Origin of the sequence: Vibrio qinghaiensis (genome assembly GCF_002257545.1) — a bacterium.
GTDB classification, from domain to species: domain Bacteria; phylum Pseudomonadota; class Gammaproteobacteria; order Enterobacterales; family Vibrionaceae; genus Vibrio; species Vibrio ordalii.
Window position 1 is genome coordinate 796897 of sequence record NZ_CP022742.1, and the last position, 23987, is coordinate 820883.

Here is a 23987-nt window from a genome sequence, read left to right on the forward strand (position 1 = left end):
GAAGGTTATTTCACCGATGAATTCACAGCGACAAACAACCCAACGCGATCAAGAAACAACAAATAGGTGATGATTATTTATTGCTTAAGTCCAGCAATGAGAACATGGAATTCACCGTTCAATTCAAACCCGATTTAGCTGATAAAAACTCATTTTGCCTAACGCCCGGCTAAGGGGTTGACAACGCACCGCCGAACTTAAAAAACACACTGTAAACACTGAACTGCAATTTTGCACTAAAACCGCCAAGCGTTGGCAATCCCTCTTGAGCCGTTTGTTATGCAAATTCAATAAGATAAACTGACTTTACTCGATCAAAAACCACAATTGCAATGGTTGAGTGATTCAAGAATCAACCCAAGCAAGAACTGTGATAAATGAGCTGCCAAAACAAAGTCCACCTTTCAACAACAAACCAAGCTTTTGAATCAGACAAACTCAACGAGCGACAACTTCAGCAAAAGTAAAATGATCGATAAACTTGCCCTTTCCACACTTTGCGCACGCTGAATTGGCAACGAACCAGCGCTAAAACTGATTGAGGCAAACAAAGAACCTTGTCTGTTTTACGGTTTAAGTTAACCACTAATTTGAGGGTAAAGTGCTCATTTGCCGACAACACAAAACGAATGGCCGGAGAAACCTCAAAAGATTGAACCCCTAAATTTACCTGAGTTGCATAACGCCCTGTTAAGGTGTGAGCAACGCAATACAGATGCTACCGTATACCACCTTAAACACAAAACGCAACGCATAGCGAAAGTGCCAAGCGTTGCGAATCACTCTTAAACAGATTGTTAGCTGGATTATATAGCATCTAGATCATGCTTTAGAGCGGTCATCAACTTTTGTTTAACATTCGCCAAGTTGCTTTTATTAGAATCTGATATTCTCAAGATTTCTTCTGGCACATTTCTAGAAATCTGAAACTCTGGACTCCCTATATAAGTTAAAATGCTAACAAGGTTATTCTCTGATTTCTGTATTTCATGCAGCATATTTTCTAATAATGAGCCTATTTCATCATTAGCTGACAGTTTAAAAGCATTCAATCTTGAATATAGCTTTATTTGCTGACCTTTAATGTTAGTTACTGCCTCCTGAGCCATGTTATTAAACTTCACAGTTAGCTCATTTTTCGATAGCCCTGAAACATTATGTGTGAACCCGTAAAACTCCATCATTATCTGAGAGAATTCACCAGCAAGAACTCTAGCTAGACATCCGTTAAATTCGTCTACCTCTTCCATAAATTGATAATACTGAGTCTTCTTGCTCTCATACCTATGTTTTCTTTTCTCAATATCGAGTTGATGAGTTTTCTTCACATCTTCAACTTCCTTTTGATACTTTGATATTATTTTTTGCTTTTGGTCTTCAAGATTTCTTAATTCCTCTAGTAGAGCACGTGACTTCCCCTTCTCTTTCAAATATGCAGTGAAGTAAAGTGATAAAGAACCTGTTACTAGCCCTATTAAAAAACTTGGTAGTATTTGTATTAATTCCAAAATGTCTCCCTTGCTACATTACAGCTAACGCCCGGTTAAGGGGTTGACAACGCACCACTAAACTCAAAAAATACACTGTAAACACTTAACTTCAATTTTGCATTAAAATCGACGAGCGTTGGCAATCCCTCTTTAACCGTTTGTTAGGCCAACCGATTGACAACAATGCTTTCAAAACCCAAGAACAAGGCTTTTTGTAAATTTGAAACAAACTAAACCATTCATTTATAAACCAAAACTCTAACTCAGCAAAGAAACCAAAAAACTCAAATTGAGCGATTTGGAAGAAAAGTGACGAGCGTAGCATGCTCGGCGGACGTTTGGATGCTGAAGGTTATTTTACCGCTAAATTCACAACGCTAAACAACCCAACGCGATCAAGAAACAGCAAATATGTGATGATTATTTATTGCTTAAGTTCAGTCTGAGAACATCGTATTTACCGTTCAATTCCAACTCGATTTAGCTGATAAAAACTCACTTTGCCTAACGCCCGCTTAAGGGGCAGCCAACGCTACTACTAACTTTCCGCATAACACCGTAACCACAAAAGCCAACGCATAGTAAAAATGCCGCGCGTTGGCTGTCCCTCTTGAAGCGTTTGTTATATGCCTGTTCGCAAAGTCTACAAGTCCCTTAGTAAGCACCTAACTTAAAGGCTACAAGCTATATAGCCTTTTGCGATCTTTACGGTAACATTTAAAAGCCAAGACCCAGAACGAAACCAAGGCAAACAACGCTACCTTGTCGTATCTATGTAATAACTTCCCAACTATGGCATCTTCCAAAGGCTTCATTACTCCTTGGAACTCAATTTCAGCGATATAGTATTTGCCGATCAATAAAATTACGAAGTGAAAAACGACACCAAAAATCAGTGCTAATTGAGTGCGTTTCGATAGTGAAAGCACATATAGAAATTCATATACAAAGTTCATTTTTACTTCCTATCTGCATTGGCATATAACGCCCGGCTAAGGGGTTGACAACGCATCACCGGACTCAAAAAATACACTGTAAACACTGAACTTCAATTTTGCACTAAAACCGCCACGCGTTGGCAATCCCTCTTGAGCCGTTTGTTATGCAAATTCAATGAGATAAACTGACTTTACTCGATCAAAAGCCACCATTGCAATGATTGAGTGATTCAAGAATCAACCCAAGCAAGAACTGTGATAAATGAGCCGCCAAAACAAAGTCCACCTTTCAGCAACCAACCAAGCTTTTGAATCAGGAAAACTCAACGAGCGAAAAGTTCAGCAAAAGCAAAATGCTCGATTAACTTGCCCTTTCCACACTTTGCGCACGCTGAATTGGCAACAAACCAGCACCAAAACTCATTGAGGCAAACAAAGAACTTTGCCTGTTTTACGGCTTGAGTTAACCACGAATTTTAGGGTAAAAAAGCTCATTTGCCGACAACACAAAACGAATAGCCGGAGAAATCTAAAAAGATTGAACCCCTAAATTTACCTGAGTTGCATAACGCCCAATTAAGGTGTGAGGCACTCAATACCAAAGCTACCGCATACCACCTTAATCACGAAAACCAACGCATAGTAAAAATGCTACGCGTGCCGAATCACTCTTAAATTGTTTGTTAGGGCGATGTTAATTGAGCGCTCTTTCCACTATTTCACGGCAATGAATTTCCGTCGTTGAGAACAGAGGAATACCCTTGTGTTCAGAAGCTGTTAGTAATAAAGGAATTTCAGTACAACCCAAAATTACACCTTGCGCATTATGTTCAACTAATTCTTCAATGACTGATAAAAAGCCATGCTTTGTTTCTACACTAAATTCATTTAGCACCAGTTCTGATACGATTTTCTGATGGACGTACTCTCTGGAGTCTGACTCAGGTACTACAACTTCAATGCTACTGCTTTGAAGAACGCCTTTATAGAATTGTGTTTCCATAGTTTTCTGTACACCAATTAGTCCAACACGGTCTAAACCCATTTTTTGGATAGATTTAGCAGTAGCATCTCTGATATCCACGAATTCAGCGTCATACTTAGCTTCTATGATAGGCATAAAACGGTGTAATCCATTTGCGCATAAAGCGATTACTTCCGCACCTCCAGAAACAAGCACATCCACAGCGTCGACAATCATTTTTTCGCACAATTTTTCTGTTGGATCTTTGCTCTGATTTTCGAGAAACAATCCCTCATCAAGACTTTCAATTAGGACGTGAGCACTCTTGTGACCACCTAGGTTTTGGTTGGTAAAAACATTTACAAGTTTGTAATACTCAAGTGTAGATACCCAACCTAGTCCACCCACTAATCCAATTTTTTTCAACGTACATACTCCTTTATATTCTTAAGCCCTAACGCCCGCTTAAGTGGTGAGCAACGCTACCACGACACTAACTTATTGCACCGTAACCACAAAAGCCAATGCAAACCAAAACCGCCGAGCGTTGCGAATCCGTCTTAAAGCGTTTGTTATGTTTGGGGCTGATATTTACTCAGGAATGGGGTCAGCAATTACCCATGCATCTAGATGACCTAGCTCGACTTTATACGAAATATCTTTGGCTATAACTTCTCCATAACCTTTCGAGTTTTCTGCATCCGATATATCGATGATTTCACCTATTCTAGGAACAAAAGATGACTCTATCTCCACGATTGTTCCTTTGCCCAAATCAGCTTTTACTTCTACAAATAATTTGCTCATAGTTTCACCGCTATTTTTTTAGCAAATTTCATTGCTTCACTTTCAATATTAGAAGGAGTCCCTAACATTACTGGAGCATCTTGGACATGATGAAGAATTGCAGCATAGATGTCTTCAGTTGAAGGAGTAAAAGACAGTTTCTTAACATTTGACACTGCCTTTCTAAAATTCTGCTGATCACTTGGATGGGGGCTAAACCATGTTGCACGACCAGCCCAACACTCTAAAGCTTCGATTAGTTGATTCATTTTATTATTTCTCCTTAAAACATAACGCCCGGCTAAGGGGTTGACAACGCACCGCCGAACTTAAAAAACACACTATAAACACTGAACTTCAATTTTGCACTAAAGTCGCCAAGCGTTGGCAATCCCTCTTGAGCCGTTTGTTATGCAACTTGGATTCAAGTACGAAGTGCGACACCTCTGAACATAAAAACAGTAAGGTGCGATAATCATGAAGTTTGCTCCCGCCAAGAAGTAAAAAACATGAAATACACACACCTCACTGAGATTGAAAGGTATATGATTTCTTTGCTCAGAAAGCAAGGGATCAGTACCGCAAAAATAGCTAAACAACTGGGGCGTCACAAAGCCACTATCTATCGAGAAATTGAACGTAATTGTCGTTACAACAAGTTCTTCGATAGGTACTCTTATCAACCAGAGCGAGCACAGCAAATGGCGCGCAACCGGCTTAGTCGTTCACGGCGAAATAAACGCTATACCAAACTTGACTTCAGACTACCTGAAGCCTTGCTACGACTGGATTGGAGCCCTGACCAAATCGTCGGATACCTAAGGATGAGAGGCTATCCAACAATGAGCCACGAGCTCATTTATCAGCACGTTTGGAACGACAAAACTCTCGGTGGAACGCTATGGAAACACCTACGCCAATCCACCAAGAAAAGGCGTAAAAGGTACAACTCAAAAGACAGTCGAGGACGGCTGGCAAATAAGCGTCATATTTCCGAAAGACCTGCAGACGCTGAGCATCGAAAAGAGCCTGGCCACTGGGAAATTGATACCGTCGTGGGTCGCGGAACCAAGCACTGTATCGTCACTTTAGTCGACAGAATGACTGGCTACACTTTTATCGGTCAAATGGACGATAGAACAAGCGAGTCGCTCAACGTAAGAATGAGCAAAATCATGACCCGCTCTGACTTACCTTTTAAAACGATAACATCAGATAACGGCACTGAATTTCATGGTTATGCACAACTAGAAAAACATCATAACTGCCTGTTTTACTTTGCAAATCCATACCATTCATGGGAGCGAGGCACTAATGAAAACACCAATGGTTTGATACGACAATACTTACCAAAACGAACCTCCATGTCACACGTGACACAGAAGCTGTGTAATGAAATTGCATATAAATTAAATACACGCCCACGCAAAAGGCTTGGGTATAGAACACCAACGGAGTATATTCATGCGCATCTGTAGAAAGTGTCGCACTTCAAACTTGATACTAAGCAAATTCAATGAGATAAACTGACTTTACTCGATCAAAAGCCACCATTGCAATGATTGAGTGATTCAAGAATCAACCCAAGCAAGAACTGTGATAAATGAGCCGCCAAAACAAAGTCCACCTTTCAGCAACAAACCAAGCTTTTGAATGAAACAAACTCAACAAGCAAGACTTTCAGCAAATGCGAAATACTCGATAAACTTGCCCTTTCCACACTTTGCGCCCGCTAAATTCACAACAAACCAGCACCAAAACTGATTGAGGCAAACAAAGAACCTTGCCTGTTTTACGGCTTGAGTAAACCACGAATTTTAGGGTAAAAAAGCTCATTTGCCGACAACACAAAAAGAATGGCCGGAGAAATCTAAAAAGATTGAACCCCTAAATTTACCTGAGTTGCATAACGCCCGGCTAAGGGGTTGACAACGCACCGCCGGACTCAAAAAACACACCGTAAACACTGAACTTCAATTTTGCACTAAAATCGCCAAGCGTTGGCAATCCCTCTTGAGCCGTTTGTTATGCAAATTCAATGAGATAAACTAACTTTACACGACCAAAAGCCACAATTGCAATGGTTGAGTGATTCAAGAACCAACCCAAGTAGGAGCCGAGATAAATAAGCCGCCAAAACAAAGTCCACCGTTCAACAACAAACCAAGCTTTTGAATGAGACAAACCCTACAAGCAAGACTTTAAGCAAGTGCAAAATGCTCGATTAACTTGCCCTTTCCACACTTTGCGAACGCTGATTTGACAACAAGCCAGCGCCAAAACCGATTGAGGAAAACAAAGAAATTTGCCTGTTTTACGGTTTGAGTTAGCCACGAATTTGAGGGTAAAAAAGCTCATTTGCCGACAATACCAAACGAATGGCCGGAGAAATCCAAAAGATTGAACCCCTAAATTTACCTGAGTTGCATAACGCCCGGCTAAGGGGTTGACAACGCACCGCCGAACTTAAAAAACACACTGTAAACGCTGAACTTCAATTTTGCACTAAAGTCGCCAAGCGTTGGCAATCCCTCTTGAGCCGTTTGTTATGCAAATTCAATGAGATAAACTGAATTTACACAACCAAAAACCACAACTGCAATGGTTGAATAATTCAAGAACCAACCCAAACAAGAACTGTGATAAATAAGCAGCCAAAACAAAGTCCACCTTTCAACAACAAACCAAGCTTTTGAATGAGACAAACTCAACAAGCAAGATTTTCAGCAAGTACAAAATGTTCGATAAACTTGCCCTTTCCACACTTTGCGCCCACTGAATTTACAACGCGCCAACGCTAAAACTGATTGAGGCAAACAAAGAACCTTGCCTGTTTTACGGTTTGAGTAAATCAAGAATTTTAGGATAAAAATGCTCATTTGCCGACAATACAAAACGAATGGCCGGAGAAATCCAAAAGATTGAACCCCTAAATTTACCTGAGTTGCATAACGCCCGGCTAAGGGGTTGACGACGCACCGCCGAACTCAAAAAACACACGGTAAACGCTAAACTTCAATTTTGTACTAAAGTCGCCAAGCGTTGGCAATCCCTCTTGAGCCGTTTGTTAGGTATTTATTGCTGCTGAACGTAAATGAGCCGATTTGTATCAAAGCCACGCTCTTTCGACATTTGAACGAACTTCTCCAGAATGTCTGGTTCGACTCTAGGCGTTCTTGAAAGTAACCACAGATATTCTGTATTCGGCCCTGATACGAAGGCATAACTGTAGTTTTCACGCTCTAACTCAAACACCACGTAAGAGCCATAAAACGGACCAAAAAATGAAACCTTCAGATAACCGTCTGTTGGACTATTTACAAAGTAAGCTTTGCCTTCAGCCTCTTTCCACTCACCTTTCTCTTCGGAATAACCACGATTAAGAACCGAAACGCCGCCATCATTTCGAACACGATATTCCGCAGTAACCTGACTTAAACCTCTTTCAAAGGAATGATCAAGTCGAGCAACCTCGTACCATTTACCTAAATAATTGTTCAGTTCAAAATCCGACACAGGCTTTACTGATTCGGGCATACCCAAGCAGCCGTTTAATAAAACAGTACAAATAATCAACAAGATTGATCTCATGATGCCTCCAAATACCTAACGCCCGGCTAAGGGGTTGACAACGCACCGCCGAACTTAACAAACACACTGTAAACACTGAATTTCAATTTGCACTAAAGTCGCCACGCGTTGGCAATCCCTCTTGAGCCGTTTGTTAGGCCAACAGATTGACAACGACATTTTCAAAACCAAAGAACGAGTTTTTGTGAATTTGAAACCAACTAACTGATTAATTTATAAACCAAAACGCTAAAGCAGCAAAGAAACCAAAAAAACTCAAATTGAGCGGTTTGGAAGAAAAGTGACGAGCGTAGCATGCTCGGCGGACGTTTGGATGCTGAAGGTTATTTTGCCGCTAAACTCACAACGAAAAACAACTCAACGCGATCAAGAAACAACAAATATGTGATGATTATTTATTGCTTAACTTAAGCCACAAAACATGGAATTTACCGCTCAATTCCAACTCGATTTAGCTGATAAAAACTCACTTTGCCTAACGCCCGGTTAAGGGGCTGACAACGCAAAACACTGAACTCAAAATAACAGCCATAATCACAAATGCCGATTTGAACAAAAACCGCCACGCGTTGGCAGTCCCTCTTTAACCGTTTGTTAGGCCAACCGATTGACACTGACACTTTCAAAACTAAAGAACGAGCTTTTTTTTTGTAAATTTTAAAACAACTAACCGATTCATTTATAAACCAAAACTCTAAATCAGCAAAGAAACAAAAAAACTCAAATTGAGCGATTTGGAAGAAAAGTGACGAGCGTAGCATTCTCGGCGGACGTTTGGATGCTGAAGGTTATTTTGCCGCTAAACTCACAACGAAAAGCAACTCAACGCGATCAAGAAACAACAAATATGTGATGATTATTTATTGCTTAACTTAAGCCAGAAAACATGGAATTTACCGCTCAATTCCAACTCGATTTAGCTGATAAAAACTCACTTTGCCTAACGCCCGCTTAAGGGGCAGACAACGCTACTACCAACTTTCTGCATAACACCGTAATCACAAAAACCAACGCATAGTAAAAATGCCACGCGTTGGCTGTCCCTCTTGAAGCGTTTGTTAGCTCTTTTTCTGCGGCCAACCGTACGTCTCGTCATAGCCAGACTCAATTTGAAGTCTAAGAATAAGGTTTTCGACGTCAGCATAGTCTGAAGGATACACTAATTTTATTTTTCCACTTGCCCGTTCAAGCTCAGATTTCTTTAATGGCACATGATACTTGGATGCCCATTGCACAAAGATTGTGAGTCGACCAAGCAATTCAAGTTGAGGTTCTGATAGTTCCAAATGCAGCTTATCTGCAACATCTGTTAGATCGTGTGCATTTTTGTGGAAATGATTTGGATATAACCGGTCATTCGAGGTGTCAGGTTTATGTTTATATATAAGAGCACCTTTCAGAGCATTTTCAGCGGCGAGACCAAGCAGCAACATAGCTCCTTTCATCGCACCAACATGACGATAATTATCCTTTTCACTCGTGTTCATCTCCCGAACTGAAAATACTTCATAAAGAGATTTTGAAGCTTCAAACATCTGCCAAGCTTGCCTAAACCAATTTTCTGGGGTCGAAACACCCTCTTTAAATTCGATCACCAATCCTCCTATTTATAGAGCTAACGCCCGGCTAAGGGGTTGACAACGCACCGCCGAACTTAAAAAACACACCTTAAACACTGAACTTCAATTTTGCACTAAAGCCGCCACGCGTTGGCAATCCCTCTTGAGCCGCTTGTTAGCTGCTACACTTTAGCCGGAGATTTACTACCCAACGGCCTAATTTAAAACACATTATTGCTTTCAAGCGACAAAGTAAAACGGACAACTGAGAAACTAAAACCTAACCCACGAAACGTACTTGGCAAAGAAGAAATAATAGGAAAACTGACGAGCTTCTAAGACTTCAATTTACAAAGAATTCTTTCGAAGAAGCCAACGGCCAAGTGCGCGAAATCCATTTAAGCGCGAAAGAGCTTCAAAACCAAAGAAGCCACACCAAAGAAATAAACAAACACACCACTTCCCGTAAACAGACTTTGGTTAGTTCAAACACTTCACGAACAGTGCCACTGGCGAGATACGCGGAAAAGTGCTGACTTTCAGGTGTAAAGCTAGAGCCTCAGACTAAGAAAAATAAACACGTAATTTGATGATTTTTCTTAACCTCAGCTAACGCCCGGCTAAGGGGTTGACAACGCACCACCGAACTCAAAAAACACACTGTAAACACTGAACTTCAATTTTGCACTAAAGCCGCCACGCGTTGGCAATCCCTCTTGAGCCGTTTGTTATGCAAATTCAATAAGATAAACCGACTTTACACGACCAAAAGCCACAATTGCAATGGTTGAGTGATTCAAGAACCAACCCAAGTCAGAGCCATGATAAATAAGCCGCCAAAACAAAGTCCACCTTTCAACAACAAACCAAGCTTTTGAATCAGGAAAACTCAACAAGCGAAACCTTCAGCAAGTCCAAAATGCTCGATAAACTTGCCCTTTCCACACTTTGCGCCCGCTAAATTCACAACAAAACAGCACCAAAACTCATTGAGGCAAACAAAGAACCTTGTCTGTTTTACGGTTTAAGTTAACGACGAATTTGAGGGTAAAAATGCTCATTTGCCGACAACACAAAACGAATGGCCGGAGAAATCCAAAAGATTGAACCCCTAAATTTACCTGAGTTGCATAACGCCCGGCTAAGGGGTTGACAACGCATCACCGGACTCAAAAAACACACTGTAAACACTGAATTTCAATTTTGCACTAAAGTCGCCAAGCGTTGGCAATCCCTCTTGAGCCGTTTGTTATGCAAATTCAATAAGATAAATTGACTTTACTCGATCAAAAGCCACAATTGCAATGGTTGAGTGATTCAAGAACCAACCCAAGTAGGAGCCGAGATAAATAAGCCGCCAAAACAAAGTCCACCTTTCAGCAACAAACCAAGCTTTTGAATCAGGAAAACTCAACGAGCTAAAACTTCAGCAAGTGCAAAATGCTCGATAAACTTGCCCTTTCCACACTTTGCGCCCGCTAAATTCACAACAAACCAGCACCAAAACTCATTGAGGCAAACAAAGAATCTTACCTGTTTTACGGCTTGAGTGAACCACGAATTTGAGGGTAAAAGTGCTCATTTGCCGACAACACAAAACGAATAGCCGGAGAAATCCCAAAAGATTGAAACCCTAAATTTACCTGAGTTGCATAACGCCCGGCTAAGGGGTTGACAACGCACCGCCGAACTTAAAAAACACACCGTAAACACTGAACTTCAATTTTGCCCTAAAGTCGCCAAGCGTTGGCAATCCCTCTTGAGCCGTTTGTTAACTATCTGCAACACGCTCATGACTAAAGAAATTCATCTCCTTGATTATCTAAAGTCTTATGGCCACACTCACTGCAAACTACATATCTGTTGATTAAATCTAGCGATGCTCCAACTGGGCTTGCCACACCACCAAAAAAGCCCTCCAGAAAAGCCTTAAATTGTTCTTTCTTACTTTTTCCATACTTTGAGGGCTTTTGTTTTATGAGCTCTTTATGCTCTGTTTGTTTGCCACACTTTTCACAAAATATATCACTCATTTCAATACCAACCTCTGTTTTATATAAGCTGGCATATATAAACACATTCAGCCTCAAAAAAGAGAGAGCCAATTATCAAAATCAGTCAAGCGATTGAATTTATTGATATATACCCAGAAGAGAGTTAACGCCGCATTAAGGTGTGAGCGACGCTTGGCTATACTTGAGCGAAGCGAAACTGCCAAGCGTTGCGAATCACTCTTAAATGCTTTGTTAGCCCTCTGATTTTGAAGTTTTTTCTAACAGCTCATCAATATATTCACTTGAAAGTGAGTTTTCTAGATGTTTGAAAAGTTTATCTTGATGTAACGTTGCAATGAAATCTAACAAATATTCTATCGTTACGATTTTTTTCCCTGCATTTTCAGCTGAAACATCTGGTATGACCCTACCATGCAATGCTCCATTTCTTTCATCGTACAATTCAGAACAGAAGTAATTTATAAACTCAGAGTCTAAATCACTAGAAAGATCCGTTTCAGACACAATCTGGCGTATCTTAGGCTTTTTAATAACTTTTTCCGAACCTTTAACTATCGCATCTGACTCCGAATTGAATATGCTTCCACCGGTCCTTTGAACATAATTAGCAATATCCCATAACAATCCTTCTATCATCGGAAGAGCTGCGTATACGCATAGTGAAAAATGTCCCGCGTTATAAGCAGCGACAATCTCTCGCAACACTTGTTTTCGCTGGTTATCGAACCCACCAAGAGCATGCTGCACAACTAAACTGTCAACGAGCTCTAAAAAAGTATCGAACCCTTCTTTATAGTTATACTTATCAAAAACATAGTGAGATACATCGGTACCACATTCAAACTCTTCAACTACGTCATAAAGGGATGCGACGGACATCTTTTGTACTGCCCATTTCATGGGAAACCTTAACCACACATCTCGACCGAATAAACGATTTAGGGATAGCCGTGCTGGGTTACATATTAGGTATGCGATGTTATTAGTTGGATACTCACCACTCAGCTTAGTGGTAATTAAACTAATATCGGCATTAAAAGATGTATTTTTAATTTGCTCGCTTGCCGACAGTAGATCTTCATATTGACGCTTTAATTTAATGTTATTTGGCTTAGATAACTCGCTTTCAAACAGCTTCTTCGCGTCAGAGTCTTTCCCCTGTGAAATCATGTATTCATAGCTAGGTGCTTTTTTCCTCAGAATTTTGATTCTTAGCGACTTTAATTCCGAACAGATTACTTGTAATTCAATACTTATATTCTTCTCTAGAATATCACCCAATTGAGGGCTGACTGCACCTTCTACAATTGCGTTTTCAATTAATCTCACAACTTGCTGAAACTCAGTTTTAGAACTGATTTTACCAATGGCTTCATCGCTGACCATGAGTAAGTAATAACCAACTTGGAAAAGCCGATTGAAATCATCAGTATGAAGCTGCTTAATTAACCTCTTCTTTCTCTGTTCACCTAGAAACAGACTTATGACATGCTTAAAATCTTCGGGGACTTCTTCTACTGATTTATATTCCATCCTCACCTCACCCATGAGATCTAATAAAGAGGGCTAACGCCCGCTTAAGGGGCAGCCAACGCTACTACCAAATTACCGCATAACACCGTAATCACAAAAACCAACGCATAGTAAAAATGCCACGCGTTGGCTGTCCCTCTTGAAGCGTTTGTTAGTTTTTGTGCTGCAACAAGAACTGCTCTAACATTTTACCAACCAATTCCGGAGATTCTTGATGCGACGAATGTCCTGTCAATGGGATATTCGCAAAACTACAGCCTGTAATTTTCGACTTCAAAGCCGCTGCCTCATCCAACGAAAACAAGAAGTCATTATCACCTCGCATTACTAATGTCGGGCAACTAATTTTTTCAACTAATTTATGTGGATAACCAGATTCTGTTGTATCAAGCCAGACTGCTTTCACAGCGTCTACGAGTTTAGGGAAATCCGGTTTAGGATTTGACGCCTCATATAAAGCAACATCATCTGCAAACCTTGATAACCAAAATTCAGCCGTCAAACCACTTAGCAATTCAACCGATGGATCATCTGCCTCTAATCGCCACTGCGAGCCAAGTGTCACTAAACAAGATACCTTTTCCGGCTCTTGTATTGCTAACCGATAACCTACGATACCACCGTCACTAAAACCAAAAATTGAATATTTATCGATACCCAAATAGCTCAGAACATGCTGAACGTCTTGCTGATATTGCATGTAATTAAGTGGACTTTCACCTAAAAGGGACTTCCCGTGACCACGGAAATCTATACTTATCAATTGATAGTCAGCAGCAACATATTTATGAATTGAACTTAACTCATTCAATGAACCAAGACCGCCATGAAGCATCAATAAGGGCTTGCCATCATGATTACCTGAAAGCTCGTAATAAATCTCGGAGCCACTAACACTTACATACCCATTTTTATTTTTCATTTTATCGACCAACTACGTTTGTATTGATTTGACCTGAAAAAACTAACGCCCGGCTAAGGGGTTGACAACGCACCGCCGAACTCAAAAAACACACTGTAAACACTGAACTTCAATTTTGTACTAAAGTCGCCAAGCGTTGGCAATCCCTCTTGAGCCGTTTGTTATGCAAATTCAATGAGATAAACTGACTTTACACGATCAAAAACCACAATCGCAATGGTTGAGTGATTCAAGAATCAACCGAAGCCAGAGCCGTGATAAATAAGCCGCCAAAACAAAGCCCACCGTTCAACAACAAACCAAGCTTTTGAATGAGACAAACTCAACAAGCAAGACTTTCAGCAAATGCGAAATACTCGATAAACTTGCCCTTTCCACACTTTGCGCACGCTGAATTGACAACAAAACAGCACCAAAACTGATTGAGGCAAATAAAGAACCTTGCCTGTTTTACGGTTTAAGTTAACCACGAATTTGAGGGTAAAAAAGCTCATTTGCCGATAACACAAAACGAATGGCCGGAGAAATCCCAAAAGATTGAGCCCCTAAATTTACCTGAGTTGCATAACGCCCGGCTAAGGGGTTGACAACGCACCACCGAACTCAAAAAACACACTGTAAACACTGAACTTCAATTTTGCACTAAAGCCGCCACGCGTTGGCAATCCCTCTTGAGCCGTTTGTTATGCAAATTCAATAAGATAAACCGACTTTACACGACCAAAAGCCACGATTGCAATGGCTGAGTGATTCAAGAATCAACCCAAGCAAGAACTGTGATAAATAAGCCGCCAAAACAAAGTCCACCTTTCAGCAACAAACCAAGCTTTTGAATCAGGAAAACTTAACGAGCGAAACCTTCATCAAAATCAAAATGCTCGATTAACTTGCCCTTTCCACACTTTGCGTCCGCTAAACTGACAACGCGCCAACGCTAAAACTGATTGAGGCAAACAAAGAAATTTGCCTGTTTTACGGTTTGAGTTAACCAAGAATTTGAGGATAAAAAAGCTCATTTGCCGATAACACAAAACGAATAGCCGGAGAAATCCCAAAAGATTGAACCCCTAAATTTACCTGAGTTGCATAACGCCCGGTTAAGGGGCTGACAACGCAAAACTCTGAACTCAAAATAACAACCGTAATCACAAAGGCCGATTTGAACAAAAACCGCCACGCGTTGGCAGTCCCTCTTTAACCGTTTGTTAGGCCAACCGATTGGCAACAATACTTTCAAAAGCCAAGAACAAGGCTTTTTGTAAATTTGACGCAAACTAAACCATTCATTTATAAACCAAAACTCTAACTCAGCAAAGAAACCAAAAAACTCAAATTGAGCGATTTGGAAGAAAAGTGACGAGCGTAGCATTCTCGGCGGACGTTTGGATGCTGAAGGTTATTTTGCCGCTAAATTTATAACGATAAACAACCCAACACGATCAAGAAACAACAAATATGTGATGATTATTTATTGCTTAAATTCAGCCTGAGAACATGGGATTTACCGTTCAATTCAAACTCGATTTAGCTGATAAAAACTCACCTTGCCTAACGCCCGGCTAAGGGGTTGACAACGCACCGCCGAACTCAAAAAACACACTGTAAACATTGAACTTCAACTTTGCACTAAAGTCGCCAAGCGTTGGCAATCCCTCTTGAGCCGTTTGTTAGGCCAACCAATTGACACCGACACTTTCACAACCAAAGAACGAGCATTTTTGTAAACTTGAAACAAACTAACCGATTCATTTATAAACCAAAATACTAAATCAGCAAAGAAACAAAAAACTCAAATTTAGCGGTTTGGAAGAAAAGTGGCGAGCGTAGCATGCTCGGCGGACGTTTGGATGCTGAAGGTTATTTTACCGATGAATTCACAGCGATAAACAACCCAACGCGATCAAGAAACAGCAAATATGTGATGATTATTTATTGCTTAAGTTACGCCACAAAACATGGAATTTACTGCTCAATTTCAACTCGATTTAGCTGATAAAAGCTCACCTTGCCTAACGCCCGGCTAAGGGGTTGACAACGCACCGCCGAACTCAAAAAACACACTTAAACACTGAACTTCAATTTTGCACCAAAGTCGCCACGCGTTGGCAATCCCTCTTGAGCCGTTTGTTATGCAAATTCAATAAGATAAACCGACTTTACACGACCAAAAGCCACAATTGCAATGGTTGAGTGATTCAAGAATCAACCCAAGCAAGAACTGCGATAAATAAGCCGCCAAAACAAAGTTCACCTTTCAACAACAAACTAAGCTTTTGAATCAGGAAAACTCAACAAGCGAAACCTTCAGCAAGTCCAAAATGCTCGATAAACTTGCCCTTTCCACACTTTGCGCCCGCTAAATTCACAACAAAACAGCACCAAAACTCATTGAGGCAAACAAAGAACCTTGTCTGTTTTACGGTTTAAGTTAACGACGAATTTGAGGGTAAAAATGCTCATTTGCCGACAACACAAAACGAATGGCCGGAGAAATCCAAAAGATTGAACCCCTAAATTTACCTGAGTTGCATAACGCCCGGCTAAGGGGTTGACAACGCACCGCCGAACTTAAAAAACACACTTAAACACTGAACTGCAATTTTGCACTAAAGTCGCCACGCGTTGGCAATCCCTCTTGAGCCGTTTGTTATGCAAATTCAATAAGATAAACTGACTTTACTCGATCAAAAGCCACCATTGCAATGGTTGAGTGATTCAAGAATCAACCCAAGCAAGAACTGCGATAAATAAGCCGCCAAAACAAAGTTCATCTTTCAACAACAAACCAAGCTTTTGAATCAGGAAAACTCAACAAGCAAGACTTTCAGCAAGTGCAAAATGCTCGATAAACTTGCCCTTTCTACACTTTGCGCCCACTGAATTAACAACGCGCCAACGCCAAAACTGATTGAGGCAAACAAAGAACTTTGCCTGTTTTACGGCTTGAGTTCACAATGAATTTGAAGGTAAAAATGCTCATTTGCCGACACAACAAAACGAATGGCCGGAGAAATCCAAAAGATTGAACCCCTAAATTTACCTGAGTTGCATAACGCCCGCTTAAGGGGCAGACAACGCTACTACTAACTTTCCGCATAACACCGTAATCACAAAAACCAACGAATAGTAAAAATGCCACGCGTTGGCTGTCCCTCTTGAAGCGTTTGTTATGTGCCATTATACTGACGTTTAACTATGTAATACATTGTACAACCAAAGGTGCTCTTATGAGAACAGAAATGCTAAGTACTCGCATAGACCATGATACCAAAGTTGCTTTTACTAGCATCTGTGACGAAATGGGTCTTAGTACATCACAAGCTATTAAAATTTTTGCAAAAGCCGTGATTAATCATGGTGGTATTCCATTTGACTTACGTGTACCTCAACCAAATGAAACAACGATTTCTGCAATGAATGAACTCGTTCAAGGTCATGGACATAAAGCCGAATCTGTTGGCGCTATGCTTACTGAGCTAACTGAAGGCAAAGTTAAGAATGTATAGTTTAGAATACTCAACACAATTCAAAAAAGACTTTAAAAAAATCACCAAAATGCCGATTTCGGACATCATTGAAGTCGGCAACGTCATATCAAAGCTGCAAAGAGGCGAAAAACTCGATCCTAAAAATGTTGATCATCCTTTAACTGGCGGATGGGTTGGATTCCGAGACTGTCACGTTAAACCAGATCTAGTGCTCATTTATCGCATTTTTGATGGTCAACTTCAATTAGCTAGAATTGGCTCTCATAGTGATTTGTTCTGATGAACCTCAGTGGCACATAACGCCCGGCTAAGGGGTTGACAACGCACCGCCGAACTTAAAAAACACACTGTAAACACTGAACTGCAATTTTGCACTAAAGTCGCCACGCGTTGGCAATCCCTCTTGAGCCGTTTGTTATGCAAATTCAATGAGATAAACCGAATTTACACGACCAAAAGCCACAATTGCAATGGCTGAGTGATTCAAGAATCAACCCAAACCAGAGCCATGATAAATAAGCCGCCAAAACAAAGTCCACCGTTCAACAACAAACCAAGCTTTTGAATGAGACAAACTCAACAAGCAAGACTTTCAGCAAATGCGAAATACTCGATAAACTTGCCCTTTCCACACTTTGCGCCCGCTAAATTCACAACAAACCAGCACCAAAACTCATTGAGGCAAACAAAGAACCTTGCCTGTTTTACGGCTTGAGCGAACCACGAATTTGAGGGTAAAAAAGCTCATTTGCCGACAACACAAAACGAATGGCCGGAGAAATCCCAAAAGATTGAGCCCCTAAATTTACCTGAGTTGCATAACGCCCGGCTAAGGGGTTGACAACGCACCGCCGGACTTAAAAAACACACTTAAACACTGAACTTCAATTTTGCACTAAAGTCGCCACGCGTTGGCAATCCCTCTTGAGCCGTTTGTTATGCAAATTCAATAAGATAAACTGACTTTACTCGATCAAAAACCACCATTGCAATGGTTGAGTGATTCAAGAACCAACCTAAGCAAGAACTGTGATAAATGAGCTGCCAAAACAAAGCCCACCTTTCAACAACAAACCAAGCTTTTGAATCAGGAAAACTTAACGAGCGAAACCTTCAGCAAGTGCAAAATGCTCGATAAACTTGCCCTTTCCACACTTTGCGCACGCTGAATTGCCAACAAACCAGCACCAAAACTGATTGAGGCAAACAAAGAACCTTGCCTGTTTTACGGCTTGAGTAAACAACGAATTTTAGGGTAAAAATGCTCATTTGCCGACAACACAAAACGAATAGCCGGAGAAATCCCAAAAGATTGAACCCCTAAATTTACCTGAGTTGCATAACGCCCGGCTAAGGGGTTGACAACGCATTGCCGAACTCAAAAAATACACTGTAAACACTGAACTTCAATTTTGCACTAAAGCCGCCACGCGTTGGCAATCCCTCTTGAGCCGTTTGTTAGGCCAATCAATTGACAACAATGCTTTCAAAACCCAAGAACAAGTCTTTTTGTAAAGTTTAAGCAAACTAAACCGTTCATTTATAAACCCAAATGCCCAATCAGAAAAGAAACAAAAAAACTCAAATTGAGCGATTTGGAAGAAAAGTGACGAGCGTAGCATGCTCGGCGGACGTTTGGATGCTGAAGGTTATTTTGCCGCTAAACTCACAACGAAAAGCAACCCAACGCGATCACGAAACAACAAATATGTGATGATTATTTATTGCTTAACTTAAGCCACAAAACATGGAATTTACTGTTCAATTTCAACTCGATTTAGCTGATAAAAACTCACTTTGCCTAACGCCCGGCTAAGGGGTTGACAACGCACCACCGAACTCAAAAAACACACTGTAAACACTGAACTTCAATTTTGCACTAAAGCCGCCACGCGTTGGCAATCCCTCTTGAGCCGTTTGTTAGGCCAACCAATTGACACCGACACTTTCACAACCAAAGAACGAGCTTGTTTGTAAACTTGAAACAAACTAACCGATTCATTTATAAACCAAAATGCTGAATCAGCAAAGAAACAAAAAAACTCAAATTGAGCGATTTGGAAGAAAAGTGACGAGCGTAGCATTCTCGGCGGACGTTTGGATGCTGAAGGTTATTTTACCGATGAATTCACAGCGTTAAACAACCCAACACGATCAAGAAACGACAAATATGTGATGATTATTTATTGCTTAAATTAAGCCACAAAACATGGAATTTACCGTTCAATTTCAACTCGATTTAGCTGATAAAAACTCACTTTGCCTAACGCCCGGCTAAGGGGTTGACAACGCACCGCCGAACTTAAAAAACACACTTAAACACTGAACTGCAATTTTGTACTAAAGCCGCCACGCGTTGGCAATCCCTCTTGAGCCGTTTGTTATGCAAATTCAATGAGATAAACCGAATTTATACGATCAAAAGCCACAATTGCAATAGTTGAGTGATTCAAGAATCAACCCAAGCCAGAGCCGTGATAAATAAGCCGCCAAAACAAAGCCCACCTTTCAACAACCAACCAAGCTTTTGAATGAGACAAACCCTACAAGCAAGACTTTCAGCAAGTGAAAAATGCTCGATTAACTTGCCCTTTCCACACTTTGCGCACGCTGAATTGACAACAAAACAGCACCAAAACTCATTGAGGCAAACAAAGAACCTTGCCTGTTTTACGGTTTGAGTAAACCACGAATCTGAAGGTGAAAAAGCTCATTTGCCGACAACACAAAACGAATGGCCGGAAAAATCCCAAAAGATTGAGCCCCTAAATTTACCTGAGTTGCATAACGCCCAATTAAGGTGTGAAGCGCGCTACCACAACACTCAAAAAGGACGCCGTAAACACTAAACTTGACCCAAACCAAAAATGCCAAGCGTGCTGAATCACTCTTAAATTGTTTGTTATGTTTACCAGTCACTTAGCTTTGACAGGAAACCACTGCTATCCAGTAAAGTAGATTTTATAACCTTATCTTCGATCCCGTACTTACGGCACATAGCAAACACACTTGAAGTGAAAGGCTCTTTGGCAAAAGGAGATATATAGATAGCCTCTATCAACTCATTTAAATCAACAGGAACACTATCGGCACTTGGGAGATAATTCTCAATATTGGTAGTAGGTACTTGGTTAACAATGAAACATCTAAGCTCGTTTTCGTGACTAAATGATGAACGCTTAATTAGAGGGCTGATATGACCATCAACAACGCAGCATTTTGGTGTTAGGTTTGTATCTGAAAAGTCGAGATACTTTACCTTACTAATTTGGACTTTCTTGCCAAAGACTTGGTCTTTTAAAGCACTACGTAGACGTTCAACTGATGTCTTGACCGCTATACCCTTGCCACCATCTGAATACAATTTCCACATCGCTTCTGATTCAACACGATTGCTATGCCAACAGTTTACAGTTATTCCTTTTGAAATTTTATGAAAAGCTAATTCCATGATGGAACCAAGCTTGTCAATTCCATCCCTCATTTCATCAAGTTTAGGATTGTTGTGAGTGTCATCTATTTGTTTTAGCGACTCATAAGCCAGTTTAAGCTCACTAACTTGAGAACCAAATACTTGAGCAAAGGCTTTAGCGGCAACATCTGGCATATAACCCTCAAATGGATCACTTTCATTATAGCTTTCCAACGCAGTGAAATATAATTGTTTGGTTTCTAACAAATTAATCAATTTATCAAGTGACATGTAGCGCCAAAGAGACTCATCTACCGATGCACTTTCTCCCACTATTACTTCCATAATTCTCCAAACCTCATTGTAAACATAACGCCCGCTTAAGGGGCAGCCAACGCTACTACCAAGCTTCCGCATAACACCGTAATCACAAAAACCAACGCACAATAAAAATGCCGCGCGTTGGCTGTCCCTCTTGAAGCGTTTGTTATGTGTTTGTTTCCGTCATACCAACGTAGCCTGCTTGCTCTTGGAGTCTTTTGCACCACGCTTGAATATTGGGGTAATCGGATAAGTTAAAACCACCTTCATCTGCAACATGCGTATAAGCGTACAGTGCAATATCAGCGATAGTGAGTTGCTTACCAGCAAGATAATCCGTTTGAGCTAAGCGACTTTCTATTATTGATAAGGCTTTATTACCTCCAGGTTGTAAGGCACGATATTCCTCTAACCTTGACTCTGGCATACCTTGATATTTTTGGATAAAACGAGCCACGGCGATAAATGGCTCATGACTGTATTGTTCAAAGAACAACCATTCGTACATTTTAGCCTTTTCATATTGGTCACTAGGAATTAACGCTGTGCCATCTGCAAAATAGCCAAGAATTGCGTTCGACTCTGACAAACAACGACCATCATCCAAAACAACTGCGGGTATTTTTCCGTTTGGGTTAATGGATAAAAACTCGTCTGTTTTTGTGTCACCTTTTAAAATATTGACGTGATGCCATTCATGTTCAATGCCTAAGAAGGCAAGCAACAGCTTGACCTTGTAACAGTTTCCAGATTGGATATCTCCATAAACCTTCACTACAAATCTCCTTTTGTAAACTCAAAAACACATAACGCCCGGCTAAGGGGTTGACAACGCACCGCCGGACTCAAAAAACACACCGTAAACACTGAACTTCAATTTTGCACTAAAACCGCCAAGCGTTGGCAATCCCTCTTGAGCCGTTTGTTATGCAAATTCAATAAGATAAACTGACTTTACTCGATCAAAAGCCACAATTGCAATGGTTGAGTGATTCAAGAATCAACCCAAACCAGAGCCGTGATAAATAAGCTGCCAAAACAAAGTCCACCTTTCAGCAACAAACCAAGCTTTTGAATCAGGAAAACTTAACGAGCGAAACCTTCAGCAAGTGCAAAATGCTCGATAAACTTGCCCTTTCCACACTTTGCGCACGCTGAATTGACAACAAAACAGCACCAAAACTCATTGAGGCAAACAAAGAACCTTGCCTGTTTTACGGTTTGAGTAAACCACGAATCTGAAGGTGAAAAAGCTCATTTGCCGACAACACAAAACGAATGGCCGGAGAAATCCAAAAGATTGAACCCCTAAATTTACCTGAGTTGCATAACGCCCGGCTAAGGGGTTGACAACGCATAGCCGAACTCAAAAAACACACTGTAAACGCTGAACTTCAATTTTGCACTAAAGTCGCCACGCGTTGGCAATCCCTCTTGAGCCGTTTGTTATGCAAATTCAATAAGATAAACTGACTTTACTCGTTCAAAAGCCACGATTGCAATGGTTGAGTGATTCAAGAACCAACCCAAGCCAGAGCCATGATAAATAAGCTGCCAAAACAAAGCCCACCTTTCAACAACCAACCAAGCTTTTGAATCAGACAAACTCAACGAGCGAAAACTTCAGCAAAAGCAAAATGCTCGATTAACTTGCCCTTTCCACATTTTGCGCCTGCCAAACTGACAACGCGCCAGCGCTAAAACCGATTGAGGCAAACAAAGAAACTTGCCTGTTTTACGGTTTGAATTAACCACGAATTTGAGGGTAAAAGTGCTCATTTGCCGACAATACCAAACGAATGGCCGGAGAAGTCCCAAAAGATTGAACTCCTAAATTTACCTGAGTTGCATAACGCCCGGCTAAGGGGTTGACAACGCACCACCGAACTCAAAAAACACACTGTAAACACTGAACTTCAATTTTGCACTAAAGCCGCCACGCGTTGGCAATCCCTCTTGAGCCGTTTGTTATGCAAATTCAATAAGATAAACCGACTTTTCACGACCAAAAGCCACAATTGCAATGGTTGAGTAATTCAAGAACCAAACCAAGCCAGAGCCATGATAAATAAGCTGCCAAAACAAAGTTCACCTTTCAACAACAAACCAAGCTTTTGAATGAGACAAACTCAACAAGCAAGATTTTCAGCAAGTACAAAATGCTCAATAAACTTGCCCTTTCCACACTTTGCGCACGCTGAATTGGCAACAAACCAGCACCAAAACTGATTGAGGCAAACAAAGAACTTTGCCTGTTTTACGGCTTGAGTTAACCACGAATTTTAGGGTAAAAAAGCTCATTTGCCGACAACACAAAACGAATGGCCGGAGAAATCCAAAAGATTGAACCCCTAAATTTACCTGAGTTGCATAACGCCCGGCTAAGGGGTTGACAACGCACCGCCGGACTTAAAAAACACACTTAAACACTGAACTTCAATTTTGCACTAAAATCGCCAAGCGTTGGCAATCCCTCTTGAGCCGTTTGTTATGCAAATTCAATGAGATAAACTAACTTTACACGACCAAAAGCCACAATTGCAATGGTTGAGTGATTCAAGAACCAACCCAAGTAGGAGCCGAGATAAATAAGCCGCCAAAACAAAGTCCACCGTTCAACAACAAACCAAGCTTTTGAATGAGACAAACCCTACAAGCAAGACTTTAAGCAAGTGCAAAATGCTCGATTAACTTGCCCTTTCCACACTTTGCGAACGCTGATTTGACAACAAGCCAGCGCCAAAACCGATTGAGGAAAACAAAGAAATTTGCCTGTTTTACGGTTTGAGTTAGCCACGAATTTGAGGGTAAAAAAGCTCATTTGCCGACAACGCAAAACGAATAGCCGGAGAAATCCCAAAAGATTGAACCCCTAAATTTACCTGAGTTGCATAACGCCCGGCTAAGGGGTTGACAACGCACCGCCGAACTTAAAAAACACACTTAAACACTGAACTTCAATTTTGCA

General features: G+C 40.8%; 15 protein-coding genes. 3 read left to right on the forward strand and 12 right to left on the reverse strand.

The window, feature by feature from the left end; all coding sequences use genetic code 11:
• Positions 1-806: 806 nt before the first annotated feature.
• The 5 genes from CCZ37_RS17410 to CCZ37_RS17440 all read right to left on the reverse strand — a co-directional run bounded on the left by CCZ37_RS17410 (position 807) and on the right by CCZ37_RS17440 (position 4447).
• Entirely contained in the window at positions 807-1508 is a 702-nt protein-coding gene (locus tag CCZ37_RS17410) for a hypothetical protein (RefSeq protein ID WP_094501715.1), read from the reverse strand.
• A gap of 659 nt (positions 1509-2167) precedes the next feature.
• Positions 2168-2446 (reverse strand): hypothetical protein, encoded by a 279-nt coding sequence (locus CCZ37_RS17420; protein ID WP_094501719.1) that lies wholly within the window; start codon positions 2444-2446, stop codon positions 2168-2170.
• Between the two features lie 676 nt (positions 2447-3122).
• Entirely contained in the window at positions 3123-3818 is a 696-nt protein-coding gene (locus tag CCZ37_RS17430; RefSeq protein WP_094501721.1) for an aspartate/glutamate racemase family protein, read from the reverse strand.
• Positions 3819-3983: 165 nt separating this feature from the next.
• Positions 3984-4199: a hypothetical protein gene (locus CCZ37_RS17435; protein WP_094501723.1), complete on the reverse strand. Its 216-nt coding sequence runs from the start codon at positions 4197-4199 to the stop codon at positions 3984-3986.
• Positions 4196-4447 carry a hypothetical protein gene (locus CCZ37_RS17440; protein ID WP_094501725.1) on the reverse strand — a complete coding sequence of 84 codons (252 nt, stop codon included), beginning with the start codon at positions 4445-4447 and terminating at the stop codon, positions 4196-4198. Before CCZ37_RS17440 ends, CCZ37_RS17435 begins: the two co-directional genes overlap by 4 nt.
• A 240-nt stretch (positions 4448-4687) precedes the next feature.
• Here CCZ37_RS17440 and CCZ37_RS17445 point away from each other — a divergent pair, with 240 nt between their 5' ends.
• Positions 4688-5656, forward strand: a complete 969-nt coding sequence (locus CCZ37_RS17445) for an IS30 family transposase (protein ID WP_094501727.1) — start codon at positions 4688-4690, stop codon at positions 5654-5656.
• A 1597-nt stretch (positions 5657-7253) separates the two neighbouring features.
• Here CCZ37_RS17445 and CCZ37_RS17450 read toward each other — a convergent pair.
• From CCZ37_RS17450 to CCZ37_RS17495, 5 genes are all read right to left on the reverse strand, one after another.
• Complete coding sequence (locus CCZ37_RS17450) at positions 7254-7769, reverse strand: lipocalin family protein (RefSeq protein WP_094124518.1); 516 nt, start codon at positions 7767-7769, stop codon at positions 7254-7256.
• Between the two features lie 1058 nt (positions 7770-8827).
• Positions 8828-9364, reverse strand: coding sequence for a hypothetical protein (locus CCZ37_RS17470; protein WP_094501731.1), 537 nt, complete (start codon positions 9362-9364; stop codon positions 8828-8830).
• 1760 nt (positions 9365-11124) lie between these two features.
• Entirely contained in the window at positions 11125-11361 is a 237-nt protein-coding gene (locus CCZ37_RS17480; RefSeq protein WP_094502172.1) for a hypothetical protein, read from the reverse strand.
• Between the two features lie 213 nt (positions 11362-11574).
• On the reverse strand, positions 11575-12876 hold the full coding sequence (locus CCZ37_RS17485) for a hypothetical protein (protein ID WP_094501733.1): 1302 nt from the start codon (positions 12874-12876) through the stop codon (positions 11575-11577).
• 151 nt (positions 12877-13027) lie between these two features.
• Complete coding sequence (locus CCZ37_RS17495) at positions 13028-13798, reverse strand: alpha/beta fold hydrolase (protein ID WP_094501735.1); 771 nt, start codon at positions 13796-13798, stop codon at positions 13028-13030.
• 3227 nt (positions 13799-17025) lie between these two features.
• Between CCZ37_RS17495 and CCZ37_RS17515 the strand changes: the two genes are divergently transcribed.
• A complete protein-coding gene (locus tag CCZ37_RS17515; protein ID WP_019283191.1) occupies positions 17026-17304 on the forward strand; it encodes a type II toxin-antitoxin system RelB/DinJ family antitoxin in 279 nt (92 codons plus the stop codon).
• Complete coding sequence (locus CCZ37_RS17520) at positions 17297-17566, forward strand: type II toxin-antitoxin system YafQ family toxin (protein ID WP_069212181.1); 270 nt, start codon at positions 17297-17299, stop codon at positions 17564-17566. The genes CCZ37_RS17515 and CCZ37_RS17520 overlap by 8 nt, the downstream gene beginning before the upstream one ends.
• 2628 nt (positions 17567-20194) lie before the next feature.
• Here CCZ37_RS17520 and CCZ37_RS17540 read toward each other — a convergent pair.
• Complete coding sequence (locus tag CCZ37_RS17540) at positions 20195-21043, reverse strand: DUF2971 domain-containing protein (RefSeq protein WP_094501741.1); 849 nt, start codon at positions 21041-21043, stop codon at positions 20195-20197.
• A gap of 142 nt (positions 21044-21185) precedes the next feature.
• Complete coding sequence (locus CCZ37_RS17550) at positions 21186-21794, reverse strand: glutathione S-transferase family protein (protein ID WP_094501743.1); 609 nt, start codon at positions 21792-21794, stop codon at positions 21186-21188.
• Between the last annotated feature and the right edge of the window lie 2193 nt (positions 21795-23987).